Raw genomic sequence first — 26012 nt, forward strand, 5'->3', positions numbered from 1 at the left:
AGGCTCAGGCCGATCAGGCGAAGGCGTGGCCGGACCTCGTGCGATCAGCGTGCTCGTACCGCGACTCTCGATAGATTCACGCCATGCCGGTCACCGCAGGGGAGCGTGTGCGTGTGGCGGTGCCGCTGCTGGGCGGCGCCCCGTTGTTCGAGCTGGCGGTGCCGTGCGAGGTGTTCGGCTGCGACCGGCTGGACCTGACCCCGCGCTGGTACCACCTGGCCCTGTGCCAGGACCGGGCCGGGTCCCGGCGCACGCCGGAAGGGTTGCTGGTGGAGGCCACCGAGGAGCTCACCGCGCTGGAGTCCGCGGACCTCGTGGTGGTGGCCGCCGGCATGTCCTCCCAGGCGTCACCGCCGTTGCTGGACGCGCTGCGCCGGGCGCACCGCCGGGGGGCGCGGATCGCCGCGGTGTGCTCGGGTGCGTTCGTGCTGGCCGAGGCGGGGCTGCTGACCGGCCGCACGGTGACCACCCACTGGCTGCACGCCGACGCGCTGCGGCGGGCGCACCCGGAGGTCGGGGTGGACGAGACCGCGCTCTACATCGACGACGGCGACATCCTCACCAGCGGCGGCACCGCGGCCGGGATCGACATGTGCCTGCACATCGTGCGCCAGGACTTCGGCGCGGCCATCGCCGCCGAGGTCGGGCGGCGCATGGTCGTGGCCCCGCACCGGGAGGGCGACCAGACCCAGTACATCCCGGCCCCGGCGACGCCCTCGGCGCCCGCCGGTCTGGCCCCGGTGCTGGAGTGGGCGATGACCAGGCTGCACGAGCCGCTGACCCTGCGGCAGCTCGCCCAGCGCGCGGCGATGAGCCCGCGCACCTTCGGCAGGCAGTTCACCCGGCAGGTCGGGCTGACCCCGCTGCGCTGGCTCAACCAGCAGCGCCTGGCCGCCGCCCGCGGACTGCTGGAGACCACCGACCTGACCGTCGACCGCATCGCCGAGCGCACCGGCTTCGCCACCGGCGCGCTGCTGCGCCAGCACTTCCGCCGGGCCCTGCGGACCACGCCCTCGGCCTACCGCCGCACCTTCGGCGCGGGCTGACACCACGCCTGGCCTGGTTAGGCTCACCGGCATGGACGGCACCACGCTCCGGGACCGGCGGGCCGAGCTGCCGGACTTCCTGCGCAGCCGCCGCGCCCGGCTCACCCCGGCCGAGGTCGGCCTGCCGGAGACCGCCCGCCGCCGCACGCCAGGGTTGCGCCGGGAGGAGGTCGCGGTGCTCGCCGGGGTTGGGGTCAGCTGGTACACCTGGCTGGAGCAGGGCCGGGACATCACCGTCTCCGGCGAGGTGCTGGACGCGGTGGCCAGGGCGCTGCGGCTGGCCGAGCCGGAGCGCGCGCACCTGTACCGGCTGGCCGGGCTGAACCCGCCGGAGGCCACCGGCGCGGTCGCGGTCGACCCGGAACAGCAGCGGCTGCTGGACGGCTGGCTGCCGAACCCGGCCTACCTGATGGACCGGCACTGGAACTTCCTGGCGCTCAACACCGCGGCGCGGCGGGTCTTCGGCTACGACCTCGGCCACGCGCACAACTGCCTGGTCACCTTCTTCACCCAGGCCGACTGCCGGTTCCGCTGGGCGGACTGGCTGACCGTGGCCGCGGACATGGTGGCCAACTTCCGCGCCCAGTCCGCCCGCTACCCCGAGGATGAGCACTTCGCCGAACTGGCCTCGGACCTCTCCAGCGTCTCTCCGGAGTTCGCCGGGCTGTGGGCGCGGCACGAGGTGCGGGAACGCAGCAGCGGCACCAAGCAGCTGATCCATCCCGAAGTGGGCGAGCTGAGCTTCGACTACACCGTGCTCACGGTGCCCGACCAGCCCGGCAACCGCCTGCTGCTGCACCTGCCGACCCCCGGCACGCCCACCGCGGACCGCCTCAGCCAGGTGCTGGCGACACCCGGACAAAGCGACACTGGTTGATCTTGACCAGCGGCCGCAGGATCGGGCCATGAACCGATTCGCGAACAAGGTCGCCCTGATCACCGGCGGGGCGAGCGGGATGGGCCTGGCCACCGCGCGGCTGCTGCACGCCGAGGGCGCCACCGTGGTGCTCACCGGCCGCCGCGCCGAACTGCTGACCACGGTCGCCGAGGAGCTGGGCGAGCGGGTGCTGGCCGTGCCCGCCGACGTGGCCAAGATGGCCGAGCTGGACGAACTGTACCGCCGGATCGACGGCGAACTGGGGCGGCTGGACGTGGTCTTCGCCAACGCCGGGACGGCGGTGTTCAAGCCGGCCGCCGAGCTGACCGAGGCCGAGTTCGACCGGCTGGTGGGGGTCAACCTCAAGGGCCTGTTCTTCACCGTCACCAAGGCGCTGCCGCTGCTGGCGCGGGGCGGCTCGATCGTGCTGAACGCCTCCTGGACCCAGTACCGGGGCCTGGCCGGGGCTTCGCTGTACGCGGCGACCAAGGCCGCGGTGACCAACCTGACCCGCACCCTCACCGTCGAGCTGGCCCCGCGCGGAATCAGGGTCAACTCGGTCAGCCCCGGCTACATCCGCACCGACATGATGACCGAGGCCATCCCGGACGTGGCGGCCCAGGAGGCCCACCGCCGCGAGGTGCCGCTGGGCACGCTCGGCCTGCCGGAACAGGTCGCGGACGCGGTGGCCTTCCTCGCCTCGGACGCGGCGGGCTACGTCGCGGGCACAGACCTGATCGTCGACGGCGGCCTCACCTACGCCCCGGTCCGCTGAGCCGTCCGCGGGCGGGGGCATTGACCTGCGGGTGTTGATCTGTTGTGCTTGGGCGAACGTTCGCGCGATCGTTCGTTTCGGGAGGTGGGCGATGGGCAGGCTTGTGGTGATCGCGACCGGGGGCACCATTTCCAGCATGCCGACCGAGGCGGGGCTGGCGGCGGGGCTGGCAGGGCGGGAGGTGCTGGCCGCGGCGATGCCGGGCGGAGCTGGGTTGGGGCGTGGGGCGGTGGCGGGCGAGGCTGGGGCGGGTGCGGCGATGCCGGGCGGGGCGGGGCTGCCGAGCGGGGCCGTGCCGGGCGAAGCTGGGGCGAGTGCGGCGATGCCGGGCGAGGCTGAGCTGCGGAGCGGGGCCGTGCCGGGCGAAGCAGCGCGAGGTGTGGCGGAGTCACGCGGAGCGAGGCTCGGCGCGGCGCAGGCGGGCGAGGCTGGGCTCGGCGCGGCGATGCCGCGCGGGGCGGGGCTGGGTGTGTTGACCGGGGCGGAGCCGTTGCCGGTTGACGTGGTGGACCTGTGCACCGTGGACAGCTCCGCGCTGACCCTGGCCCAGCAGCTCGACCTGCTGCACCGCGTCCGGGCCACGCTGGCCGATCCGCAGGTGTGCGGGATCGTGGTCACGCACGGCACGGACACCATGGAGGAGACCGCCTTCCTGCTCGACCTGCACCACGACGATCCCCGGCCGGTGGTCTTCACCGGTTCCCAGCGGCCGCTCGGCGACCCGGGTTCGGACGCGCCGGGCAACCTCGCCGACGCCTTCGCCGTGGCTCGCCAGGCACGGGGGCACGGGGTGTTGATCGCGTTCGGCGGCAAGATCCATTCGGCGCGGGGCACGGTCAAGCACCACACCCTGGAGCCGGACGCCTATCGCGATCCCAGCGCTGCGCCGGTCGGGCACATCGTCGGGGGTGAGGTGCTGCTCGACGCGCCCACGGCCCGGCCTGCGCCGTTGCCCGCGCCGGGGTCAGGGCGGTCGCCCAGGGTGGATGTCCTGACTCATCACACCGATGGGGACGCGGTGTTGCTGCGGGCCTCGCTGGCGGCGGGTGCGCGCGGGATCGTGCTGGTCGGGGCGGGGTCGGGCAATGTGAACGCGGAAGTGGCCGAGGCGGTCCGGGAGGCCACCGCGGCCGGGGTGCTGGTCGCGGTGACCTCGCGGACCGCGGCGGGTCCGGTGCTGCCGATCTACACCTCGGCCACCGAGCTGACCAGGGCGGGCGCGGTGCTCACCGGCACCCTGCGCGCGGCCCAGGCCCGGATCGCGGTGGTCAGCGCGCTGCTGGCGGGGGCCCCTGAGCGGCTGCCGGAGCTGCTGGCGGGCTGAGCATGGTGCCGCCGAAGATCACCGCGGCGATCCGGCGGGTGTTGGCGATGTCGGTCAGCGGATCCGCCTCCAGCAGGACCAGGTCCGCGATCCTGCCCGGGGCGATCGCACCGAAGCGGTCCTCGACGCCGAGGAAGCGGGCCGGGTTGACGGTGGCGGTGCGCAGCGCGTCAGCTGGGCTGAGCCCGGCGGTGGTCAGCAGGGCGAGCTCGTCGTGCAGGCTGAAGCCGGGGACGAAGGTGTCGCTGCCGGCCAGCAGCGGGACGCCCGCGTGGTGCAGGGCGGCGGTGAGCTCGCGGTAGCGGTCGAACAGCCGCTGCTCCCGGGGCTCGTCCGTCGGCCAGGTCGCGGCCTGAGCCCAGCCCTGGCGCAGCATCGGCTCGATCCGCGGCAGGTACCCGGCCAGGGAGAACCGGTCGGTGCCCATGGTCGCCTTGGCCTGGTGCACGGCCAGGGTGGGCACGTGCCAGGTGTCCTTGGCCAGGAAGACCGCCAGCAGCTCGGCCAGCCGCGCCGGGTCCGGGGTGGCCGCGGCGCGGTGGGTGAGGTCGTTGAGGCGCTCGAACATGGTCTGTGGGTCAGCCGGGTCCAGCCCGGCGAAGGACAGCTCGTCGCGCTCGCGGGAGGTCGCGACCAGCAGGCCGTCCAGGTGTTCGATGCTGCGCTGGGCGGCGGCTTCCCGCGCGGAGACCTCGAAGGGCACGTGCCCGGCGACGTCGAGGCCCGCCCGCTCCGCCTCCGCCAGCAGCGCGAAGTAGGCCGCGCGGGGCAGCTGTGAGTACACCTTGAGGAAGTCCGCGCCCGCGCATTCGGCCACCGCGGCGCGGGCCTGCTCCGGGGTGCTGACCGCGATCGAGCCCGGCCGACTGGGGCGCGGGCCGTCGATGATGCGGCTGCCGAAGACCATCCGAGGGCCGAACAGCTCCCCGGCACGCAGCCGCTGCCGCCACTCGGCGTGCACCGGGGCGCCGCCCATCTGCCGGACGCCGGTGACGCCGTTGGCCAGGAAGTCGGGCAGGTAGTCGGCGTCGAAGCCGTGGGTGTGCATGTCCCACAGGCCGGGGATGAGGAACCGGCCGCGTCCTTCGATCACGGCGGCGCCCGGCGGCGGGTCGAGCTGTCCGATCGCGCGCACGCGGTCGCCGAGGATCAGCACGTCCCGGCTGGTCTCGACCGTGCCGACGGCCACGTCGACGACGTTGGCCCCGGAAATGAAAACGGACCCGCTTGCGACGGGTCCGGCCAGTTCAGGCGACGTTCTGGATTCTGTCACCCCTCTCAGGATAACCCAGCGCCGCCTCAGGCTCCCCCGCCGCCCCCGCCACCGGGCGGCGCGGAGGTCGCGTTGGTCACCGGCGGGTTGGTCGTGGTGGTGGTCGTCGTGGTGGTGGTCGTGGTCTTGGAGCTGCTCGGCGGCGCGCTGCTGGGCGGCGCGCTGCTCGACGGCGGCGCGCTGGAGCTCGGCGCGGTGCTGGTGGGCTCGCCGGTGGTCGCGCTGGGACTGCTGGTCACCTGGCTGGACCCGGCGGGCTGGCGCGGGTTGGTGGTCCGGCTGGTGGAGCTGGTGGTGTCCTGCGGCGCGTTGACCGGCACCTCGCCGGCCGGGTTGGTCGGACCGGTGGGGTTGTCAGCGGGCGGCGGGATCAGCAGCAGCGCGGCCGCGACCGCGCCGCCCGCCAGCACCACGCCGCCGGCGACCAGGGCCGCCCGGCCGCGTTTGCGTTGCCACCACGGGGTTCCGGCCGCCGCGACCGGCAGCAGCCGGGGGATCTCGGTGCGGGTCGGGTCGGCGCGGCTGACCCTGGCGGTGACCACCGCGACGGTGGCGTCCACCTCGGCGTCCGGGCTCTGCGCGATCAGCCGCAGCGAGTCCTCGAACTCCTCGGCGCTGAGCCGGTCGCCGGGTTCCTTGCGCAGCATGGCTTCCAGCACCGGGGCCAGCGGCCCGGCCAGGACCATCGGGTCGGGTTCCTCGGTGAGCACCGCGGTCAGCGTGGGCAGCACTCCGGTGCGGTCGAACGGGGCCTTGCCCTCCACCGCGGCGTACAGGGTGGCGGCCAGCGCCCACAGGTCCGAGGCCGGGCCGAAGGGCAGGCCGCGGGCGCGTTCCGGGGCGATGTAGCCGGGGGCGCCGACCAGCACGCCGGAGACGGTCAGCGAGGAGTCGCCGTCCACCGAGGCGATGCCGAAGTCGGTGAGCACGGCCCGGTCGTCCGGGCAGACCAGCACGTTGCCGGGTTTGACGTCGCGGTGCAGGATGCCGTGCTCGTGCGCGGCCCGCAGCGCGCCCAGGATCTGCTCGCCGACCGCGGCGGCCCGGCGCGGGGACAGCGCGCCGTCCTCGTCGATGACCTTGGACAGCGCCCTGGCCTCGACCTTCTCCATCACGATCCACGGACGGCCGTCCTCGGTGATCACGTCGAAGACGGTGACCACGTTGGGGTGGCTGATCCGGGCGGCGGCGCGCGCCTCCCGCTGGGTGCGCTCGCACAGCGAGGCCTGTTCCTCCTCGCTGGCCCAGTTCGGCGCGAGCACCTCCTTGATCGCCACGTCGCGGTGCAGCACCTCGTCGTTGGCGGCCCAGACCGCGCCCATGCCGCCTCGCCCGATCAGCTCACCGAGGCGGTATCGCCCGCCCAGCAGATCGGGTCGCGGGTTGCCCGCGGTGGTCGGCGTCATGTCCATCCCAATTCCACAACCAGGCGCCGCCCACACCGGGCACGGCGTCTTCCGTCCGCAAACCCTAGTCGTTCGCGCCGTCTGGCGGAGTAGCGTTGGATCCTCCGCTGCCCCGTGCCGCGTCCCACTGGGCCATCGCGGCCAGCATCCCGAGCGGCTCCACAGTGGACAAGCCGGGATCCAGCTCGCGGTACAGCTGGTACATGTTCGGTGCGACCCGCTCGGACTCGCCGAGGTCCGCGTACTCCCCCAGGTCCACCGCCAGCGCCGCCTCCATCCAGGAGAGCCCCTTGGCGTGCGCCGCACGCGCCTGCTCCCGGACGTGTCGCCAGTAGCCCTGCACCGCGCGGACCCCGTCGCAGTCGGTCACCGGCCCGTGACCAGGCACGATGAGTTCTGGTGAGAGCGCGATCATCTGGTCACAGGCCCGCAGCCAGTTCTCCACTGGCCCCTCCCACATGATCGGCGCACCGCCGATGAACAGCAGGTCCCCGGCGAACAGCACCCCCGCGTCCGGCACCCAGGCCACCGCGTCCCCGCCGGTGTGCGCCGGGCCGAGGTTGCGCAGCTCGACCACCCGCCCGCCGACGGTCAGCGTCCGCTCCTCGTCGAAGGTCTCATCCGGCGTCCGCTGGGTGATGTCGGTGAACTCGTAGGCCCCGAACGCCCGCCGCAACCAGCCCGCCAGCACCGGCCCCAGCGCCTCGGCGGCGGGCGGGGACAGCAGCGCGGCCATCACCTCCGGCGGCGCCTCGTGCGCCATCTCGTGCGCGGTCTCGGTGACGGCGTGGATGGTCACCGACGGGTCGAGGCATTCGTTGCCGTAGCAGTGGTCGCCGTTGGCGTGCGTGTTGAGCGCGTGCGTGATCGGGTGCGCCGCGGTGATCGGGGCCATCGCGGCCAGCATGGTGCGGGTCAGGTTCAGGTCGTAGAGGGTGTCGATGAGCAATGACTCACCGTCGCCGCTGACCAGGCCCGCGTTGCTCAGGCCCCAGCTGCCGTCGGGCGCCAGCCAGGCGTGCACGCCGGGGGCGAGCTCGTGCAGTCCCGTGGTGTAGGGGATCTCCGCTGCCGCTGTCACCCAGCGATCTTCTCAGGCGGGCGGATTCGGTCCAGCGGCTGTCCGGCCAGTGGACCGCGGCGTGCGGTGACCGGTTCCGGTGGCGGTGAGCAGGCCACGGTGGAAGGCCGCGCCGGCTTCCTCCGCTGCCGCGGGCTGACTGCTGGCTCCTGGCTGGCCGGTTGCTGCCAGTCGTGCGTCACGCCGTCCCCGGATGCGGTCGACTTGTCTGCCACGAGGTTCGAGGCGCCGGCGATGAGACGGGCAACCGAGGAGGAGCGGATGGGCGAGTCCAGTGGGCAGGCTCAGCGGCACCGGCCGAGCGGCGTCGCGTTCGCCTCGGCTGTGACCTTCGCGTTCCTGCTCGGCTTGTTCGCGCTGCTGGCCGCTTCGGGCTGGCTGGCACTGGGAGAGCCCCGGGCAAGCACCTTCGGCCTCGTGCTCAGGGTCGGGCTGGCCGTCGATGGCGTGTGCTGTCTTGTCGGCGCGGTGCTGCTGCTGCGGTCGCGGCCGGCGGGGTGGGTGCTGACCGCGGTGGGTGGTGGCCTCGCCCTTGCCCTGCCGATGCTGATCTTTCCAGCCGCCGTGGCGGCTCCGGTGGACTCGGCCGTCGGCATCCGGCAGGCCGGAGGGTTGCTGGTCCTGCTGGTGCTGATCCTGTTCGGCCTGTTGACGATGGTGCCGAGCCTGCGCAGTGCCACTCATGACACCGTCGCCCAGCGTCGTGCCCGGCCAGGCGCGCGCCGGTCCACCGGGTGACCGGCACTGGCTACGCAGGGGTAGTGGCGGTCCAGGGAGCTGGTCCACTCGTAGAGGTTGCCGGCTAGGTCGGGCACGCCCTCCGGGGTGGCGTCCGGGGCGGGCGTCCTCGTCGGTGTCGTTGGTGGTGAAGACCTCCCGGGCGGTCCGGTCGAGGACCGCGTCGCGTGCCAGCCTGCTCACCGAGCCGTCCCAGCGGCGCCGGTCGCCACCGCGGGCGTTGACTGGCGAGGGCGCGCAGGTTCCGGTTGCTTCTCATGGACCGGACCGTACATGTATCAAGTGAACCATCTGTGACCTGCGCAAAGTTCGGCAGGCAGCCAACAGGTAGCCGCCAGGATCGCAACAGGATCTGTCCAGGCCCCCTCCGTAAGGTCCTTGGTCGACGCAAGACGACACTGGGGGTCGGTTTGCTTTACCACCAAGCGCTTTCGGCGGTGGTGCCGGTGCCGCCGCACGCCCTGCACGTCGGGGCGGCCCTGCGGCGGGACGGCACGGACTTCGCGCGCGTGCGGCTGCTCGCGGAGTCGGCGGAACCGTTGCCGCCCATCGTGGTGCGCCGGGCGACCATGCGGGTGGTGGACGGGGTCCACCGGCTGCTGGCGGCGCGGCGGCGCGGCGACGAGACGATCGCGGTGCGGTTCTTCGACGGTGACGAGCGCGAGTCCTTCGTGCTCGCGGTGCGGCTCAACGCCGAGCACGGCCTGCCGCTCTCGACGGCCGACCGGATCGCCGCGGCCAGCCGGATCATCGCCTGGTACCCGAGCTGGTCGGACCGGGCCATCGGGGTGGTGGTGGGCGTGTCCGGGAAGACCGTCGGCAAGGTCAGGCGGCGGTCGGTGGCGGGGCCCCGGCCGGAGGTCAGGATCGGTCAGGACGGGCGGGCCCGGCCGGTGAGCGCGGTGCGGGGCCGGCTGGCGGCCGGTCGGTTGCTGATGGAGAACCCGGAGATCTCGCTGCGCGCGGTGGCCAAGGCGGTGGGCATCTCGCCGTCGACGGTGCTGGACGTGCGCAACCGCCTGCGGCGCGGCGAGGACCCGGTGCCCGCGCCGCGCGAGCGCCCGGCCGGGCAGCGCGAAGCGGCAGCCGGGGCTGGGCAGCGCGAAGCGGCAGCCGGGGCTGGGCAGCGGCTGTTCCGGCAGCCGCGCACGGCGGGGATCCGGCAGAACCTGCGGCAGGATCCGGCGTTGCGCTTCACCGAGTCGGGGCGGAACCTGTTGCGGTGGCTGGACGCCCAGGCCGTCGACCCGTCGAGCATCGCGGGCAGCGTGCCTGCGCACTGCGCGCCGGTGGTGGCCGAGCTCGCCAGGCAGACCGCCGAGGCCTGGCTCAGACTGGCCAAGCAGCTGGACCACTCGGCGACCGCGCGCGAGTAGCTGTTGCCAGCACTGTGCCGTTGCATCGATGTCGCCGTTGCACCGTCGCGGCTGTTGCACCGTCGTCGCATACCACCTTGAGCATATACCTTGCCCGGTGTGCTGATCGTGCTGCGCAACCGTGCCTACCGGCGCCTGTTCACCGCCCAGGTGCTGGCGCTGCTGGGCACCGGGCTGGCCACGGTCGCGCTGGGGCTGCTGGCCTACCGGCTCGGCGGGGAGCGGGCCGGGGCGGTGCTGGGCACCGCGCTGGCGATCAAGATGTGCGCCTACGTGCTGCTCGCGCCGGTGGTCACCGCGCTGGCGGCCCGGCTGCCCCGGCGGGCGTTCCTGGTCTGCACGGACCTGTTGCGGGCCGCGGTGGCGCTGGCGCTGCCCTGGGTGGACGCGGTGTGGCAGGTGTACGCGCTGATCGTGGTCTTGCAGGCGGCCTCGGCCGCGTTCACCCCGACCTTCCAGGCCACCATCCCCGCGATCCTGCCCGGCGAGCAGGACTACACACGGGCGTTGTCGTTGTCCCGCTTGGCTTATGAGCTGGAGAGCCTGCTCAGCCCGGTGCTGGCCGCGGTGCTGCTGACCGTGCTCAGTCCCGGTCAGCTGTTCCTGGGCACCGCGCTGGGTTTCCTGGCCTCGGCGCTGCTGGTGCTCGGCGTGGCGCTGCCTGTCGCGGTGGCCGAGCCGGGCGGGGCGTTCGACCGGGCCCGGCAGGGGCTGCGCGTCTACCTGGCCACGCCCCGCCTGCGCGCACTGCTCGCGCTCAACCTCGCCGCCGCGGCCGCCGGAGCCATGGTGCTGGTCAACACGGTGGTCCTGGTGCGGGGGCAGCTGGGGCTGCCGGACTCGGCGGTGGCGCTGGCGCTGGCGGCCTACGGGGCTGGCTCGATCCTGGCCGCGGTGCTGATTCCCTTGCTGCTCACCAGGTTCAGCGACCGCATACTGATGATCACCGGCGCGGCCGGGCTGGCCGGTGTGCTGCTGGCGACCGGGCTCGCGCTGGCCCTGCTGGACCGGGACGCCTGGTGGGCGGTGCTGCTGATGTCCTGGCCCGCACTGGGTTTTGGCGGCGCGGCGGTGCAGACCCCGGCCGGTCGGCTGCTCCGCCGGTCCGGTCAGGCGGCGGACTGGCCGATGCTCTTCGCCGCCCAGTTCACCGCCAGCCACGCGGCCTGGCTGGCCGCCTACCTGCTCGCCGGGCTGCTCGGCGCGGTGGTGGGACTGCCCGCGACACTGGGCTTGCTGGCGGCGCTGGCCGGGGGTGGCGCGCTGCTCGCCTGCCGGTTGTGGCCGCTGGGCGCGCGATCGCTCACCCGCCGGCCGGGAAGACCGGCGGGTGAGCGAGTTCCGTGACCGGTCAGCCGACGGTGTGCGAAAATGGTCCTGGCGCCTCCGATGGAGGACCCCGGACGAGCGGGTGCCGTACCCGGCCAGCGACAAGACGGCGCTCTGGGAGTGCGTCATGTCGTGGCTCGTTCTTGTTGTCTCCGGTGTGCTGGAAGCGGTGTGGGCCACCGCGCTGGGCAAGTCCGCCGGTTTCGCGAAGCTGACACCGACCGTGGTGTTCGCGGTCAGCCTGGTCGCCAGCATGGCCGGACTCGCCTACGCGATGCGGGAACTGCCCACCGGGACCGCCTACGCGGTGTGGGTCGGCATCGGGGCCTCGCTCACCGTCGCCTACGGCATGTGGACCGGCTCGGAGGCGGTGTCGGTGGTGAAAGTGTTGCTGCTGCTGGGCATCGTGGGTTGTGTGATCGGGCTGAAGGTCTTGCACTGAGCCGACGGGGGCGGCCGGTGCCGCCCCCTGCCGCTGTCGTTCAGTGCACCATGGCCTCGAACGTGCCCGGCTCGTACGAACCGGCCGGGTTGCGCACGATGATGTTCATCCGGTTCGCCGCGTTGATCAGGCCGATCAGGCAGACCAGCGCGGCGATCTGCTCCTCGTCGTAGTGCGCCCGCACCTGGGCCCAGGTCTCGTCCGAGACACCTTCGTGTGCGTCGGCCAGGCGGGTGCCCTCCTCGGTCAGGGCCAGTGCGGCGCGTTCGGCCTCGGTGAACACGGTGGCCTCGCGCCAGGCGGCCACCAGGTGCAGCCGGACCGCGGTCTCGCCCGCGGCGGCCGCGTCCTTGGTGTGCATGTCGATGCAGAAGGCACAGCCGTTGATCTGGCTGGCGCGCAAGGCCGCCAGCTCCTGGGTGGCCTTCGGCAGCGACGACTGCTGGATCAGCGCGGCCGTGCCGGCGAACCGCTTGCCGAACTTCAGGCCGAGCTCGTTGGTGAACAGGTTGAGGCGAGCTTCCACTGTCTTGTCCTCACTCGTGCGTCTGGGGTGAACGAACACGAGATGCCTGCCGCGCGGATCCTGTGACAGCCGGGCCCGGTGACGAGCGACACAGCGGGGTGCTGTCACAGAATGGCGGTCAGGGACATCTGGTGAGTAACCCAGCCGACTGACTAGGAGCCGCCCCGTGGACGACCACCCGGACCGCGCGACCGAGGTGTTCCTCGCCCATCGGAACCTGCTGTTCACCATCGCCTACGAGATGCTCGGCTCGGCCGCCGACGCCGAGGACGTGCTGCAGGAGACCTGGCTGCGCTGGGCCGGCGTGGACCTGGCGGAGATCCGGGAGCAACGGGCCTACCTGGTCCGGATCACCACCCGCCAGGCGCTGGCCCGGCTGCGCGTGCTGGGCCGCCGCAAGGAGTCCTACGTCGGTTCCTGGCTGCCCGAGCCGCTGCTCACCGCGCCCGATGTGGCCGAGGACGTGGAACTGGCCGACAGCGTGTCGATGGCGGTGCTGCTGGTGCTGGAGACGCTGGCCCCGACCGAGCGGGCGGTGTTCGTGCTGCGCGAGGTGTTCGACCTGCCGTACGAGGAGATCGCCGAGGCGGTGGACAAGAGCCCGGCCGCGGTCCGCCAGATCGCGCACCGGGCGCGGGCGCACGTGGCCGCGCGGCGACCGCGCGAGGTGGTCTCGGCGGCGGAGACGCGTTCCGCGCTGGCCGCCTTCCAGCGGGCCACCGAAACCGGCGACCTGCAAGGGCTGCTGGACATCCTGGCGCCGGAGGTCGTGCTGCTCGGCGACGGTGGCGGCATCAAGCAGGCCGTGCCGCGGCCGATCGTGGGCGCGGACAAGGTGGCCCGCCTGCTGCTCGGCGGGCTCGGGCGGACGGACGGGCTGATCTCGTTCCGGCCCACCCAGGTCAACGGCCACCCGGCGCTGGTGGTGCAGCAGGACGGCGAGCTGGACACCGTGGTGGCGGTGCGCATCGACGACGGCCGGATCACCGGGCTCTACGCGGTGCGCAACCCGGAGAAGCTCTCGCACATGGCGCGCGAGCACACGCTGAGCCGCTTCGTCTAGGAGAGCTGGTTGGCCAGTGCGGCCGCGAGCTCGGCGCGGCCGCGCACGCCGAGCTTGCGGTAGGCACTGGTGAGGTGCAGCTCCACGGTGCGCACGGTGAGGAACAGCGACTCGGCGATCTCCCGGTTGGTCTCGCCCTTGGCGGCGCGGGCGGCGACCCGGCGTTCGCTGCCGGTGAGGCTGTCCGCGGGTGAGTCGGTGCCCCTGCGCAGCCGCCCGCCCGCCTCCAGCAGCGCGGCCGAGGACAGCGAGACCTGGCGGCGGTGCCGCAGCAGCACCGAGCGATCGAGGGAGCTGCGCAGGCGCTTGCGGGCGGCCTCCGGGTCGCCTTCCCGCAGCAGCGCCTTGCCGAGCAGGTACTCGGCCTTGGCGTGCTCGAACTTGGCCGGGGAGGCGGCCAGCACCCGCACCGCCTCGGTCAGCAGGCGCACGCCCTGCGGGCCGGGGGTGGCCGCGCCGCGGGCGGTCAGCGCCATGCCCAAAGCCCTTGGCGTGCCCCAGCGCTGGGCCAGCTCCGCGCCGTGCCCGGCGATCAGGCGGGCCTCCTCCAGGCGGCCCAGCTCAGCGAGCAGGCAGGCCGCGTCGTACCACCACGGGGCCAGCACCGGGTTGTCCACGTTGCCGTCGCGCAGGCTGACGCCGCAGTGCCGCAACACTTCCAGCGCCTGCTCGGTCTCCCCCAGCGCCTCGTGCGTGCGGGCCCTGGCCATCAGGTAGTAGTGGTACTCCAGGGTGAAGGCCTCGAAGCGGGGCCGGTGGATCTGGTCCAGGACCTCCTGCGCGCGCTCGGCCTCGCCCAGGTCGGTGAGCACCACGGCGAAGGCGATCTGCGGCATCACCATCCCGCCCGCCCAGTTCTCCTGCACCACCAGCTCGTAGCAGGACTGGGCGTCGGCCAGCGCCTCCACCAGGTCGCCGTTCCAGTGCCGGACGATGGCGCGCAGGCTGGTCACCATGCAGTAGGTCCAGGCCGCGCCGGCGGACTGCATGTGCTCGACCAGCGTGTCCAGGGTGGCGGGCATGGCCTCGGTGTCATCGGCCAGGTAGAGGGTGTAGATGGAGCCCAGGATGGTCCAGCCGCCCGCCTCCACCTCGTTGATCTTGAGCGCGGCCCTGGCCTGTTCGGCGGCCTCGGCGGCGGGGTGGGCGCGCACCATGCCGAGCAGGGCCAGCCCGGCCAGCAGCTGCCGCTCCTCGGTGGTGTCCCCTGGCGGGACCGGCCGGTGCTCGAAGCGGTCGCCGAGGGCGGCCAGGTTGGCCTTCTCGTCGATGCCCGCGGCCAGCAGGGAGGCCTCCACCACCGCCAGCAGCGCCCGGTCGCCGCCGTCGGGTTCCGGGCCGATGACCGCTTCCAGCGCCGCCAGGGTCTGGCCGGCCAGCGCGAAGGCCCGCACCGAGTTCTGCGCGCGCAGTGAGGTGATGGTGTACTGCAACACGATCGGCACCCTGGCGCGCGGATCGGCCACCAGTTCCAGCGCGCGTTCCAGGTGGGCGAGCGCGGTGCCGGGCTGGATCATGGCGAGCACCCTGGCCGCCTGGCTGAGCACCGCCACGTCGGCGTCGTCCACCGCGAGCACCCGTTCCAGGTAGCCGGCCGCCACCCTCGGCGCCCCCCGGTGCTCGGCGTACCCGGCGGCCTCGCGCAGCACGTCGGCCATCCACGGCTCCGGCGTGCCGGGCAGCAGCGCCAGCAGCACCGCCACCTCCTCCGCCGGGCGGCCCACGTCGTTGAGCAGGGTGGCGGCGCGTTCGCGCAGCTGGTCCAGCTCGGCAGGCGGGGTGCCGGTGAGCACGGTCTGCCGGATGGTGTCGTGCGCGAACTCCGGGCGGGTGCCGCAGTCGCCCGCGGTGATCAGGTCGCGGCGGCGCAGCTCGGCGATGGCCGCGGTGGTGGTGCGCTGGTGCGCCCCGGCCAGCGCGGCCAGCAGCTCGACCTGTTCGCCGGGCAGCACCGCGATCGCGCGGGCCACCGCGAGGATCTGCTCGGGCAGCCGGTCCAGCACCGAGCGGGCGACCACCTCGCGGCCGAGGTCGGCCAGCACCGCGAGGTCGGTGCGGTCGCCGTCGTAGTCGTTGAGCCGGGCCATGATCCGGCCAAGCAGCAGCGGGTTGCCGCCGGTGAGCTGGGCGCAGTGCGCGGCGAACTCCTCATCCGGCCGCTCGCCCAGCACCTTGGTCAGCAGCTCGGCCACCGGCTGGGCGCTGAGCGCGGGCAGGTCCATCGGGTGGCACAGCGGCAGTCCGGCGATCTCGTCGAAGACCTCGGCGGCCGGGGCGTCCCTGCCGGTGCGCTGGGTGAGCACCAGCAGCAGCGGCAGGTCCTCGGCGCGGCGCAGCAGGAAGGCCAGCCAGCGCAGCGAGGGCTCGTCGCACCACTGCACGTCGTCCACGGCCAGCACCAGCAGCCCGTCCGCGGTGAGCCCGACGGTGAGCCAGTGCAGGCCGTGCAGCACTGCATAGGCGTTGCTGTGCAGGGTGGGGTCGTGCAGGTCGGGGTCGACCGCGGGCAGCGCGTGCCGGGCGCTGCCGTCGAGCAGCCGGCCAGCACCGCCGTCCTCGGTCAGCCGCAGCGGCTCGAACAGCTCGCGCACCGCGGCGTAGGGCCCGCCGCCGGACTCCCGGCAGCGCGCGGACAGGCTGCGTGCGGCCAGCGGCGCGATCCGGGACAGGGCGGCGTGCAGCAGGCTGGTCTTGCCGATCCCGGCCGGGCCGCGCAGCAGGACCGCCTGACCGGTGCCGGCCCGCGCCTTGTCCGCGATCTCGACCAGCAGGTCCAGCTCGTGGTCCCGCCCGACCAGCTCAACGCCCCCGCTCATGGCGGAATCCTAGCTCTCCGTAGCGGTCTGAACGTTCATCGTTCCCAGTGGCCGGGACCCCGGCGTGCCCGCACCTCTGGGCGTTTTCCTGCCCTGGACAGGCCATGGTGGCCGCACGGCCCGCGACGGGCTCGCCTAGGCAGTCAAGGAGGACCTATGCCGGCAGACGAACCGGCCCGGTGCCCGGTCGTGGAGTTCCCCCGGCGGCTCGCCGGTGCGCCGTTCCCACCGGCGGACTACGCCCGCTTCCGCGAGCTCCCCGGCCTGGTCCGCACCAGCCTGCCCACCGGCCAGCAGGTGTGGCTGGTGACCAGGCACGAGGAGGTGCGCGCGATCCTCACCGACCCCAGGGTCAGCTCGGACCCGACCAGGGAGGGCTTCCCCAGCTTCGGCCGCACCGGCGGGGTGCCGCGCTCGGACGAGGTGCCCGGCTGGTTCGTCGGCTACGACCCGCCGGAGCACAACCGGTTCCGCAAGGCGCTGATGCCGGAGTTCACCGTGCGCCGGATGCGCGAGTGGCGACCGGCGATCCAGCAGATCGTGGACGGCCGGATCGACGCCATGCTGGCCAGGGGTGACAAGGCCGACCTGGTCGAGGACTTCGCGCTGCCGATCCCGTCGCTGGTCATCTCCGCGCTGCTCGGTGTGCCCTATGCCGACCACGAGTTCTTCGAGTCGCGGACCCAGGTGCTGGTCAGCCTGGCCTCCACCGACCAGGAGCGGGAGGCCGCGGGCACCGCGCTGCTGCGCTACGTCAGCAGGCTGATCAAGATCAAGCAGAAGTGGCCGGGCGACGACCTGATGAGCAGGCTGCTGGCCGCGGGCACGCTGACGCCGGAGGAGCTGCCCGGGGTGGGCATGCTGCTGCTGATCGCCGGGCACGAGACCACCGCCAACAACATCGCCCTCGGCGTGCTGACCCTGCTGATGAACCCGGAGTGGATCGGCGACGAGCGGGTGGTCGACGAGACGCTAAGGCTGCACTCGGTGGCCGACCTGGTGGCGCTGCGGGTGGCGGTGGCGGACCTGGAGATCGGCGGGCAGCTGATCAAGGCGGGCGAGGGCATCATGCCGCTGGTGGCCGCGGCCAACCACGACGAGTCGATGTTCGACTGCCCCAGCAGGTTCGACCCGGACCGGGGCGCGAAGCAGCACGTGGCCTTCGGCTACGGCGTGCACCAGTGCCTGGGGCAGAACCTGGTGCGGGTGGAGATGGACATCGCGTACCGGACGCTGTTCGAGCGGATTCCTGGGCTGAAGCTGGCGGTGCCGCCCGCGGAGCTGCCGTTCAAGTACGACGGGGTGCTCTTCGGCGTGCACTCGATGCCGGTGAGCTGGTAACCCGCGCCTGCGACCTGGCCCGCGAACGTCGAGGGCCAGGTCGCGGGCGGGTCAGCCGGGCTGCTCGGTCGCCGGGCAGGACAGTCCCCTGCCCGGCACGGTCAGGTCGATCAGGTAGGCGTCGACCGCCTGGTTGACGCACGCGCTGGCGCCCGCGTCGCTGTAGATCGTGTGGCCCCACCCCTGGTAGGTGACCAGGTGCGAACCGCTCTGCGCCGCGGCCGTGCGGCTCCACTCGTGCGGCGTCTGCGCGTCGTGCGCGGTGCCGATGCTGACCAGCGGCGGCGCGCCCCGGTCCCGGAGCGGGCGCTGCGGGTTCGTCGTGGTCAGCGGATTGCCGACGCAGGCGGCGAAGAGGTCGATCTGGGGGCTCCAGCCGACGTTGGGGAACTCCTGGCCGAGCCTGCCGAGCAGGGCTTGGTACTCGGCGAAGTCTTTGATCGGGAGTCGCCAGTCGCTGCACCAGATCGCCGGGGCCGGGCGGTTGACCGGTTCGGTGGCCGGCCGCGGCGCGGCGGGGCCGCCGTCCTGGAAGCGCTTGAGCTCGGTGGCGAGGAAGTGCCAGTCCTTCGGGGTGTTGAGGTAGAAGTACAGCTGGGTGGTCATGTCGTAGAAGTCGAACCTGGTGGTCGAGCCCGGGTAGAACAGGGTGCCCGCCTTGGCCTTCTCCCGCAGCTCGCCGTAGACCTTCGCGGTGCCGCGTCCGTGCAGCGCGCAGCCGGCCGTGCGGTCGCACCAGCGCGCGAACTTGGCGAAGTTGCGTTCCACCGGCGCGGTCAGGGTCCGCATGAACTCGTAGGTGCTGCGCAGGCTGTGGTCCATGTTGCCGTCGTTGACCATCGCCCTGACCCGGTGCGGAAACCGTTCGGCGTACTGCTGGCCGAGCAGCGTGGCGTAGGAGTAGCCGAGGTAGCTCAGCTGCCGCTCGCCGAGGGCGGCGCGGACGGCGTCCAGGTCGCGCACCGCGTTCAGGTTGCCGACGTGGTCGATCAGCGCGCCGGTGTGCGCCCGGCAGTCGGCCGCCTGCCGCCGGTTGAGCGCGACCCAGTTGTCGAACTCGGCCTGGTTCTTCGGGTGCCGCGCCTCGTAGGCCCGGTCGGTGAGGGCCTCGTCGCAGCGCACCTGCTCGGCTGCGTTGACCCCGCGCGGGTCGAAGCCGACCACGTCGAACCGCTCGTGCACGGCGGCGGTGAACGGCGACCCGCCTGCCACCATCAACACCCCGGAGCCGCCGGGGCCGCCCGGATTTGTCACCAGCACGCCAATGCGTCTGCCCGGGTCCTTCGCCTTTCGCCGGGAAATCGCCACGTGGGTTTTCCGGCCGTCCGGTTGTGACCAGTCGAGCGGCACCGCGACGGTCGCGCATTGCGCGCCGCCGTCACCGCCGGGGCAGTCCTGCCAGACCAGCGTGCCGCCCGCCGAGGCAGGCGGCACGGTCACGCCGGTGAGCACCACCGCCGCGGAAACCGCGCCGAGGAGAAACTTCTTGGGCATTTCCCGCCAGCCGCTCACCCCAGCGACCCCAGCCATTCCTCGACCATCTCAGCGACCTTCCCGGAGTCCTCCTTGGCCAGCGAGAAGTGGTCCGCGTCGATCGTGCGCACCACGTCCGCGGGCACCAGCGTCGGCGGCAGTTCCACGACGCTGCCGTCCATGTCCTTGGTGCAGCGCAGCAGCAGGCTCGGCACGGTGGACTCCAGCAGGTCCGCCCCGGCCAGCTTGCTGAACCAGTGCGCCATCGCCGAGAGCCGGGCCGCGCTCAGCGGGATCGCCGAGGAGCCGATCTTGTCTAGGTAGAACTGGGTCATCCCGCCCATGCCGCCGGTGTCGCTGCCGTCGTTGCGCACGCTGAGGGTGTCCAGCATGGCCACGCCCTCGGGCTTGATGCCCCACACCTGTTCCAGCACCCCGGCCGCGCCGAGTGCGATCGAGCCGCCGGAGGAGTGGCCCAGCAGCAGGAACGGCTGGCCCTCGCTGGCTTCCAGCACGCTTTCGGCCACGGTGCGGATCGCGGTGTCGCCGTTGGCGGGCAGTGGCTCGTCCTCGGCGAAGCCCATCAGCGGCAGTGCCACCACCCGGCGGCGGCCGCGGAAGTGCGCGGCGATCCTGGCGTACTGGTGCACGCCGCCGGTGATCACCGGGGAGCTGATGCAGATGATGGTGGGCGAGTCGGGGCCGTCGGCGAGCAGGGTGGCCGGGGACAGCGTGGTCAGCTCGGCCGGGCTGTCGAAGCCGGGGCGCAGCGCGGCGACCGCCTTGAGCAGGGTGAGCCCGCCCTGGGCGTTGCCGCTGTGGATGGCGTCGGCGAAGAGCCGTTCCACCGTCTCGCCGCCGCCTGCGCCACCGGCCTGCGCGGGCGCGTTGCCCGCGGCCACCGAGTCGGCCAGCTCCGCGCGCAGCCGCTGGGCCAGCGCGGCCGGTGTCTTGGTGTCGAAGACGATCGTGGAGGCCAGCCGCAGCCCGGTGGCGTCGGCCAGCTTGTTGCGCAGCTCCACCGCGATCAGCGAGTCGAAGCCGGACTCCAGGAACCCGCGCTCGGGGTCCAGCGCGCCGCGGTCGTGGTGCCCGAGCAGCGCGGCGGCGTGCGTGAGGACCAGCTCGCGCACCAGCTCCTCCTGCTCGGTGGCGCCGAGGCCGCGGAACTTCTCCCGCAGCCCCGAGGTGACCACCGCGCCACCGGAGGCGGCCGAGCGGCGGCCGCCCTGCACGATGCCGCGCAGCAGGGCCGGGACCACCGCGCCCTGTCCGGCCGCGCGCCTGCCGACCTTGATCGGGATGACCAGCGGTTCGTCTGAGCCGCTCGCGGTGTCGAACATGGCCAGGCCCTGTTCGGTGGTGATCTCGGGCAGGCCGGCGGAGTCGATCCGGCGGACCTGGCCCTCCTCCAGCCTGCCGGTGAGCTCGCTGCGCTCGGCCCACAGGGTCCAGGCCAGCGAGCTGCCGGGCAGGCCGAGGTCGCGGCGGTGCGCGGCCAGGGTGTCCAGGAAGACGTTGGCCGCGGCGTAGTTGGCCTGGCCAGGGCTGCCGGTGACCCCGGCGACCGAGGAGAACAGGATGAACGCGGTCAGCGGGTGGTCGCGGGTGAGCTCGTGCAGGTGCCAGGCGGCGTCCACCTTGGGCCGCAGCACGGTGCGCAGTCGCTGCCGGTCGAGCTTGGTGATCACGCCGTCGTCGAGCACGCCCGCGGTGTGCACCACGGCGGTCAGCGGGTGCGCGGCCGGGATCGCGGCCAGCACGGCGGCCAGTGCGTCCCGGTCGGTGCTGTCCGCGGCGACCAGGTCGACCTCGGCTCCGGCCTCGGTCAGCTCCTGGCGCAGCTGCTCGGCTCCGGGGGCGTCCGGGCCGCGGCGGCTGAGCAGCAGCAGGCGGCGGGCGCCGTGCTCGGTGACCAGGTGCCTGCTGAGCGCGGCGCCGAGGGTGCCGGTGCCGCCGGTGATCAGCACGGTGCCCTCGGGGGCGAGGCCGCCGGGCAGGGTGAGCACCACCTTGCCGGTGTGCCGGGCGAGGCTGACGTGCCGGAAGGCGTCCCTGGCCCGGCGGACGTCCCAGCGGGTGACCGGCAGCGGGCGCAGCTCGCCCGCGGCGAACCTGGCCAGCAGCTCGCCGAGCAGGCGCTGGACCTCGGCCGGGTCGAGGGTGCCCAGGTCGACCGCGCGATACCAGGTGCCGTCCAGGGTGTCGGCGGTGCGGATGTCGGTCTTGCCCAGCTCCACGAACCGGCCGCCGTCGGCGAGCAGCCGCAGGGAGGCGTCGGCGAACTCGCCGGAGAGGGAGTTGAGCACCACGTCCACGCCGCGGCCGCCGGTGACCGCGCCGAACGCGGCGGCGAAAGCGGTGTCCCTGGAGGAGGCGAGGTGGTCCCCGGCCACGCCGAGCTCGCGCAGCAGGGCGTGCTTGCCAGGGCTCGCGGTGGCGAAGACCTCCGCGCCGAGCAGCCGGGCGAGCTGGATGGCGGCCATGCCCACGCCGCCGGTGCCCGCGTGCACCAGCACCGACTGGCCGGCGCGCAGCTCGGCCACCTCGGCCAGGCAGTGGTAGGCGGTGAGGAAGGCGATCGGCACGGCGGCCGCGACCTCGTCGGTCCACGCCGCCGGGGCCGGGGCGAGCAGGCGCTCGTCGGCGACCACCTGGGGGCCGAAGCCGCCGCGGACCACGCCGAAGACCCGGTCGCCGACGCGCAGGCCGTCGACCTCGGGGCCGGTCTCGGTCACCACGCCCGCGACCTCCGCGCCAAGCGGTTCCGGTTCGCCAGGGTAGGTGCCGAGAGCCTTGAGCACGTCGCTGAAGTTGACGCCCGCGGCGCGCACGCGCACCCGGACCTCGCGCCCGGTCAGCTCGCGTTCGGCTTCGGGGCTGGGGGCCAGGGTGAGCGCGTCCAGGCTGCCGGGGTTGGCGGTGTCCAGTCGCCAGGCGCCGGCCGGGGGCAGCAGGCCGGGGCCGGAGGCGAGGGTGGCCAGGCGGCCGAGGCGGACCGCGCCGTCGCGGACGAGCACCTGGGTCTCGCCGCCGTCGAGCAGGCCGGGCAGGGCGGGCACCGTGGTGGTGGAGCTGTCCTCGGTGTCCAGGTCGGCGAGCAGGAACCGGCCGGGGTGCTCGGACTGGGCGGAGCGCACCAGGCCGTGCACGGCGGCCGCGCCCAGGTCGATGACCGGGTCCTCCGGGCCGCCGGAGACCGCGCCGCAGGTCACGAACAGCACCCTGGCGCGGGCCAGCGCGGCGTCGCCGGTGAGCTGCTGGATGATCTCCAGGGTATGCGCGGTCAGCTCGTGCGCGGCGGCCACCGGGTCGGCGCCACCGGCCAACTGCACCACGAGCACGTCTGGCACGGTGGTGTCCCCGCCCGCGGCCAGGTCGGCGATGGAGCTGACGTAGCTGGTGGCCCGGCCGCCGATCAGGTCGATGGCCGAGGCGAGGCCGAAGACGTCACCGCCCACGATCGCCCAGCGGGCGCCCGAGGCAGGCCGCAGGTCGCCGGTGTGCGGGGTCCAGTCCAGCCGGAACAGCGAGGCCTGCTCGTCCCTGGCCACCGGGGCGGCCGCGGCGGCCCCGACCGAGCGCAGGGCCAGCGAGCCGACGGTGAGCACGGCCGCGCCGGTGACGTCGGTGGCCGACAGCGTGACCGTGTCGGCCCCAGTCTCGGCCAGCCGCACCCGCAGGCAGGACGCGCCCGCGGCGTGCAGGGTGACCTCGGCCCAGGTGAAGGGCAACAGCATGCTGCCGGCTTCCGGGTTGAGCACGAAGGAGATCGGGTGCAGCGCGGCGTCCAGCAGCGCGGGGTGCACGCCGAAGGATCCGGCTTCTTCCTCGGCTCCGGGCAGTTCGACCTCGGCGAAGACCTCGCCCTCGCCGAGCCACACCGCGCGCAGGCCCTGGAAGGCCGGGCCGAACTCGCGGTCGGCGTAGAACCCTTGCAGGTCAACGGGTTGCGCCCCGGCGGGCGGCCAGTCCGGCGTCGGCTCGGGTTCGGCGACCGGTCGCGGGCCGAGCACACCGGTGGCGTGCTGAGTCCAGCGCGCGTCCTCCTGACCGGCCGGCCTGGAGTACACGCCGAGCTCGCGTCTGCCGGTGTCGTCGGGAGCGCCGATGACGAGTTGCACGGTGGTGGTGTCGCTCGCGGCGAGCACCAGTGGGACCGCGAGGTTCAGCTCCTCCACCGCGGGGCAGCCCACCAGGTCTCCCCCGCGCACCGCCAGTTCCAGGAAACCGGTGCCGGGGAACAGGATCAGCCCACCGGCCACGTGGTCGGCCAGCCACGGGTGCGTTGCCAGCGAGATCCGGCCGACGCACACCACCTGCTCGCTGTCGGCGTGCTCGACCACCGCGTCCAGCCACGGGTGGTCGGCGCGGCCGAGTCCGGCGGCGGTCACGTCGACCGCGGTGCTGCCCGGTCGCGGCCAGTGCCGCTCGCGCTGGAAAGCGTAGGTGGGCAAGGAGATCCGCTTGCCGCCGGGCAGCGCCGGGGTCCAGTCGACGGGCAGGCCGCGCACGTGCGCCTCGGCCAGCGCGGTGAGCAGCCGCCGCCTGCCCCCGTCCTCGCGGCGCAGGGTGGCCAGGGTGATCACCGCTTCGCCGGTGTCCTCGCCGATCTCGGCCACCGCGTGCGCGAGCACCGGGTGCGCGCTGATCTCGACGAAGGTGCGGAAGCCCTCGGCCAGCAGCTGCCGGATGGCGGGGTCGAACTTGACCTCCTCGCGCAGGTTGCGGAACCAGTGCTCGGCGGTGAAGTCCGCGCCGCGCACCCAGTCGCCGGTGGCCGGGGAGAACAGCGGGATCTCCGGCGCGGCGGGGGTGACGTCCTCCAGATCGGCGAGCAGTTCCTCGCGGATGGTCTCCACCTGGACGGAGTGCGAGGCGTAGTCCACCGGGATGCGCTTGGCGTTGATGTCCTTGGCGTTGAGGGAATCCACCAGCGCCTGCACCGCGTCGACCTCGCCGGAGACCACCACCGAGCGCGGCCCGTTGACCGCGGCCACCTGCGCGCCCTGGCCGATCAGCTGGCGAACCTCGTTGGCGGGCAACGGGATCGCGGCCATGGTGCCCAGTCCGGACAGCCGCCGAGCGATGGCCGCGCTGCGCAAGGCGACGATCTTCGCCGCGGTGGCCAGGTCGAGCGCGCCCGCGATGACGGAGGCGGCCAGCTCGCCCTGGGAGTGCCCGAGCACCGCGTCCGGCCGCACCCCGTGTTGCTGCCAGACCGCGGCCAGCGCGACCATGACCGCGAAGGAGGCGGGCTGCACCACGTCGACCCGCTCCAGCGTGCCCTCGGGGCCCTGCCCGCGCAGCACCTCGGTCAGCGACCAGTCCACGTGCGGGGCCAGCGCTGCCGCGCACTCGGCGATCCGCTCGGCGAACACCGGCGACTCGTCCAGCAGCGCGCCGCCCATGCCGATCCACTGCGCGCCCTGCCCCGGGAAGACGAAGGCGATCCGGCCCGGCTTGCCCGCGGATCCGGTGACCACAGCGGGGTTCGGCGTCTCCTCGGTGATCGCTCGCAGGCCGTCGGCGAGTTCGTCCGCCGCGCCGACCACCACCGCGCGGTACTCGAACCGGCTGCGGGTAGTGGCCAGCGAGTAGCCGATGTCGACCGGCTCACCGGGGTGGTCGAGCAGGTGTTCTGCCTGTGCCCGCAAGGCTTTCTGGCTGCGCCCGGACAGCACCCAGGGCACCGTCGCCGGCACCTCACGCGGCTGCTCGTCCTCGGTTTCCTCGGCCGGGCCTTGCTCCAGCACGATGTGCGCGTTGGTTCCGCTGATACCAAAGGAAGAAACCCCGGCACGGCGCGGTCGTCCGGCATCCGGCCACGGGGTCTGCTCGGTCAGCAGCCGGACCTGGCCCGCGGTCCAGTCGATGTGCGGGGACGGCCGATCCACGTGCAGGGTCTGGGGCAGCACGCCGTGCCGCATCGCCATGACCATCTTGATGATCCCGGCGACCCCGGCGGCGGCCTGGGTGTGGCCGAGGTTGGACTTCACCGACCCCAGCCACAGCGGCGTCTCCCGCTCCTGGCCATAAGCCGCCAGCAGCGCCTCGGCCTCGATCGGGTCGCCCAGCTTGGTGCCGGTGCCGTGCGCCTCCACCGCGTCCACATCGGCGGGGGTGAGCCCGGCCGAGGCCAGCGCGGCCCGGATGACCCGCTGCTGGGACGGCCCGTTCGGCGCGGTCAGCCCGTTGGACGCGCCATCGGAGTTGACCGCGGAACCGCGCACCAGAGCCAAGATCTGGTGCCCGTTGCGCCGCGCGTCGGCCAGCGTCTCCACCAGCAGCAGGCCGACGCCCTCGGACCAGCCGGTGCCGTCCGCGCCCTCGGCGAAGGCCTTGCACAGCCCGTCCGGCGCCAGCCCGCCCTGCCGGGTGAACCCGGCGAAGCCCATCGCGGTGGACATCACGGTCACCCCACCGGCCAGCGCCAGCGAACACTCCCCCGACCGCACGGCCTGCGCCGCCGAGTGCAGCGCCACCAGCGAGGAGGAGCAAGCGGTGTCGATGGTGACGGCCGGGCCTTCCAGCCCGAAGACGTAGGCGATCCGCCCGGACACCACACTCGCGGCCAGCCCGGTCCCGGCGTGCCCGGCCACGTCCTCACCGCTGCGCAGCACCAGCTCGGAGTAGTCCTGCCCGTTGGTGCCCACGAACACGCCGGTCTTGCTGCCGCGCAACGCGTGCGGGTCCAGCCCGGCCCGCTCGAAGGTCTCCCAGGCGGTCTCCAGCAACAGCCGCTGCTGCGGGTCCATCGCCAGCGCCTCACGGGGCGAGATGCCGAAGAAGGAGGCGTCGAAGTCGGCCACGCCGCGCAGGAACCCGCCGACCTCGGTGGCGCTGTGGCCCTCCCCGTCCCCGCTGAGCACCCGCAGGTCCCAGCCGCGGTCGGTCGGGAACGGCGACATCACGTCCGCGCCCTCGGCGAGCACTCCCCACAGCTCCTCCGGCGAGGACACCCCGCCGGGGAACCGGCAGGCCATCCCCACGATGGCTACCGGCTCCTGCCGCCCGCTCTCCAGCTCCTCCAGTCGTCGCCGGGTCTCGTGCAGGTCTGCGGTTACCCACTTGAGGTAGTCGACGAGCTTGCTGTCGTCCGGCATATGGCTTCGACCCTTCCCGT

16 protein-coding genes, 1 pseudogene and 1 riboswitch are annotated in these 26012 nt (G+C 73.5%); of the genes and pseudogenes, 10 read left to right on the forward strand and 7 right to left on the reverse strand.

What is annotated here, in order from left to right:
• Positions 1–83: 83 nt before the first annotated feature.
• The 4 genes from ACWDY5_RS09090 to ACWDY5_RS09105 all read left to right on the forward strand — a co-directional run bounded on the left by ACWDY5_RS09090 (position 84) and on the right by ACWDY5_RS09105 (position 4022).
• The gene (locus ACWDY5_RS09090; protein ID WP_449721736.1) at positions 84–1046 is read left to right on the forward strand and encodes a GlxA family transcriptional regulator; all 963 of its coding nucleotides are present in this window, start codon (positions 84–86) and stop codon (positions 1044–1046) included.
• A gap of 31 nt (positions 1047–1077) precedes the next feature.
• Positions 1078–1923 carry a helix-turn-helix transcriptional regulator gene (locus ACWDY5_RS09095; RefSeq protein WP_449721737.1) on the forward strand — a complete coding sequence of 282 codons (846 nt, stop codon included), beginning with the start codon at positions 1078–1080 and terminating at the stop codon, positions 1921–1923.
• 28 nt (positions 1924–1951) lie between these two features.
• Positions 1952–2698 carry an SDR family NAD(P)-dependent oxidoreductase gene (locus tag ACWDY5_RS09100; protein WP_449721738.1) on the forward strand — a complete coding sequence of 249 codons (747 nt, stop codon included), beginning with the start codon at positions 1952–1954 and terminating at the stop codon, positions 2696–2698.
• A 91-nt stretch (positions 2699–2789) separates the two neighbouring features.
• A complete protein-coding gene (locus ACWDY5_RS09105) occupies positions 2790–4022 on the forward strand; it encodes an asparaginase (protein ID WP_449721739.1) in 1233 nt (410 codons plus the stop codon).
• Here the strand turns inward: ACWDY5_RS09105 and ACWDY5_RS09110 are convergent.
• From ACWDY5_RS09110 to ACWDY5_RS09120, 3 genes are all read right to left on the reverse strand, one after another.
• Positions 3967–5211, reverse strand: coding sequence for an amidohydrolase family protein (locus ACWDY5_RS09110; RefSeq protein WP_449721740.1), 1245 nt, complete (start codon positions 5209–5211; stop codon positions 3967–3969). The genes ACWDY5_RS09105 and ACWDY5_RS09110 overlap by 56 nt on opposite strands.
• A gap of 110 nt (positions 5212–5321) precedes the next feature.
• Entirely contained in the window at positions 5322–6707 is a 1386-nt protein-coding gene (locus tag ACWDY5_RS09115; protein WP_449721741.1) for a serine/threonine-protein kinase, read from the reverse strand.
• Positions 6708–6765: 58 nt separating this feature from the next.
• Entirely contained in the window at positions 6766–7782 is a 1017-nt protein-coding gene (locus tag ACWDY5_RS09120) for an MBL fold metallo-hydrolase (RefSeq protein ID WP_449721742.1), read from the reverse strand.
• Between the two features lie 261 nt (positions 7783–8043).
• Between ACWDY5_RS09120 and ACWDY5_RS09125 the strand changes: the two genes are divergently transcribed.
• The 4 genes from ACWDY5_RS09125 to ACWDY5_RS09140 all read left to right on the forward strand — a co-directional run bounded on the left by ACWDY5_RS09125 (position 8044) and on the right by ACWDY5_RS09140 (position 11667).
• On the forward strand, positions 8044–8520 hold the full coding sequence (locus ACWDY5_RS09125) for a hypothetical protein (protein ID WP_449721743.1): 477 nt from the start codon (positions 8044–8046) through the stop codon (positions 8518–8520).
• 446 nt (positions 8521–8966) lie between these two features.
• A complete protein-coding gene (locus tag ACWDY5_RS09130) occupies positions 8967–9896 on the forward strand; it encodes a winged helix-turn-helix transcriptional regulator (protein ID WP_449721744.1) in 930 nt (309 codons plus the stop codon).
• Between the two features lie 99 nt (positions 9897–9995).
• The gene (locus tag ACWDY5_RS09135; RefSeq protein WP_449721745.1) at positions 9996–11243 is read left to right on the forward strand and encodes an MFS transporter; all 1248 of its coding nucleotides are present in this window, start codon (positions 9996–9998) and stop codon (positions 11241–11243) included.
• A gap of 31 nt (positions 11244–11274) precedes the next feature.
• A riboswitch (guanidine-III (ykkC-III) riboswitch) is annotated at positions 11275–11341 on the forward strand.
• 11 nt (positions 11342–11352) lie between these two features.
• On the forward strand, positions 11353–11667 hold the full coding sequence (locus ACWDY5_RS09140; RefSeq protein ID WP_252479908.1) for a DMT family transporter: 315 nt from the start codon (positions 11353–11355) through the stop codon (positions 11665–11667).
• Between the two features lie 40 nt (positions 11668–11707).
• Here the strand turns inward: ACWDY5_RS09140 and ACWDY5_RS09145 are convergent, their stop codons facing one another.
• Positions 11708–12193 (reverse strand): carboxymuconolactone decarboxylase family protein, encoded by a 486-nt coding sequence (locus ACWDY5_RS09145; RefSeq protein ID WP_449721746.1) that lies wholly within the window; start codon positions 12191–12193, stop codon positions 11708–11710.
• A gap of 166 nt (positions 12194–12359) precedes the next feature.
• Here ACWDY5_RS09145 and ACWDY5_RS09150 point away from each other — a divergent pair, with 166 nt between their 5' ends.
• The gene (locus tag ACWDY5_RS09150) at positions 12360–13256 is read left to right on the forward strand and encodes an RNA polymerase sigma-70 factor (protein ID WP_449721747.1); all 897 of its coding nucleotides are present in this window, start codon (positions 12360–12362) and stop codon (positions 13254–13256) included.
• On the opposite strand, the gene ACWDY5_RS09155 is transcribed toward ACWDY5_RS09150, so the two are convergent.
• Positions 13253–16072 carry an ATP-binding protein gene (locus ACWDY5_RS09155; RefSeq protein WP_449721748.1) on the reverse strand — a complete coding sequence of 940 codons (2820 nt, stop codon included), beginning with the start codon at positions 16070–16072 and terminating at the stop codon, positions 13253–13255. The genes ACWDY5_RS09150 and ACWDY5_RS09155 overlap by 4 nt on opposite strands.
• Positions 16073–16228: 156 nt before the next feature.
• On the opposite strand from ACWDY5_RS09155, the gene ACWDY5_RS09160 reads away from it, so the two are divergent.
• The gene (locus ACWDY5_RS09160; protein ID WP_449721749.1) at positions 16229–17413 is read left to right on the forward strand and encodes a cytochrome P450; all 1185 of its coding nucleotides are present in this window, start codon (positions 16229–16231) and stop codon (positions 17411–17413) included.
• A 51-nt stretch (positions 17414–17464) separates the two neighbouring features.
• Here ACWDY5_RS09160 and ACWDY5_RS09165 read toward each other — a convergent pair whose 3' ends face one another.
• Positions 17465–18943 carry an alpha/beta hydrolase gene (locus ACWDY5_RS09165; RefSeq protein ID WP_449721750.1) on the reverse strand — a complete coding sequence of 493 codons (1479 nt, stop codon included), beginning with the start codon at positions 18941–18943 and terminating at the stop codon, positions 17465–17467.
• Positions 18922–25992: pseudogene (locus ACWDY5_RS09170) on the reverse strand (SDR family NAD(P)-dependent oxidoreductase); the annotation flags it as partial. The gene ACWDY5_RS09165 and the pseudogene ACWDY5_RS09170, both read right to left, overlap by 22 nt.
• Positions 25993–26012: the final 20 nt, after the last annotated feature.

This window comes from Crossiella sp. NPDC003009, assembly GCF_053591555.1.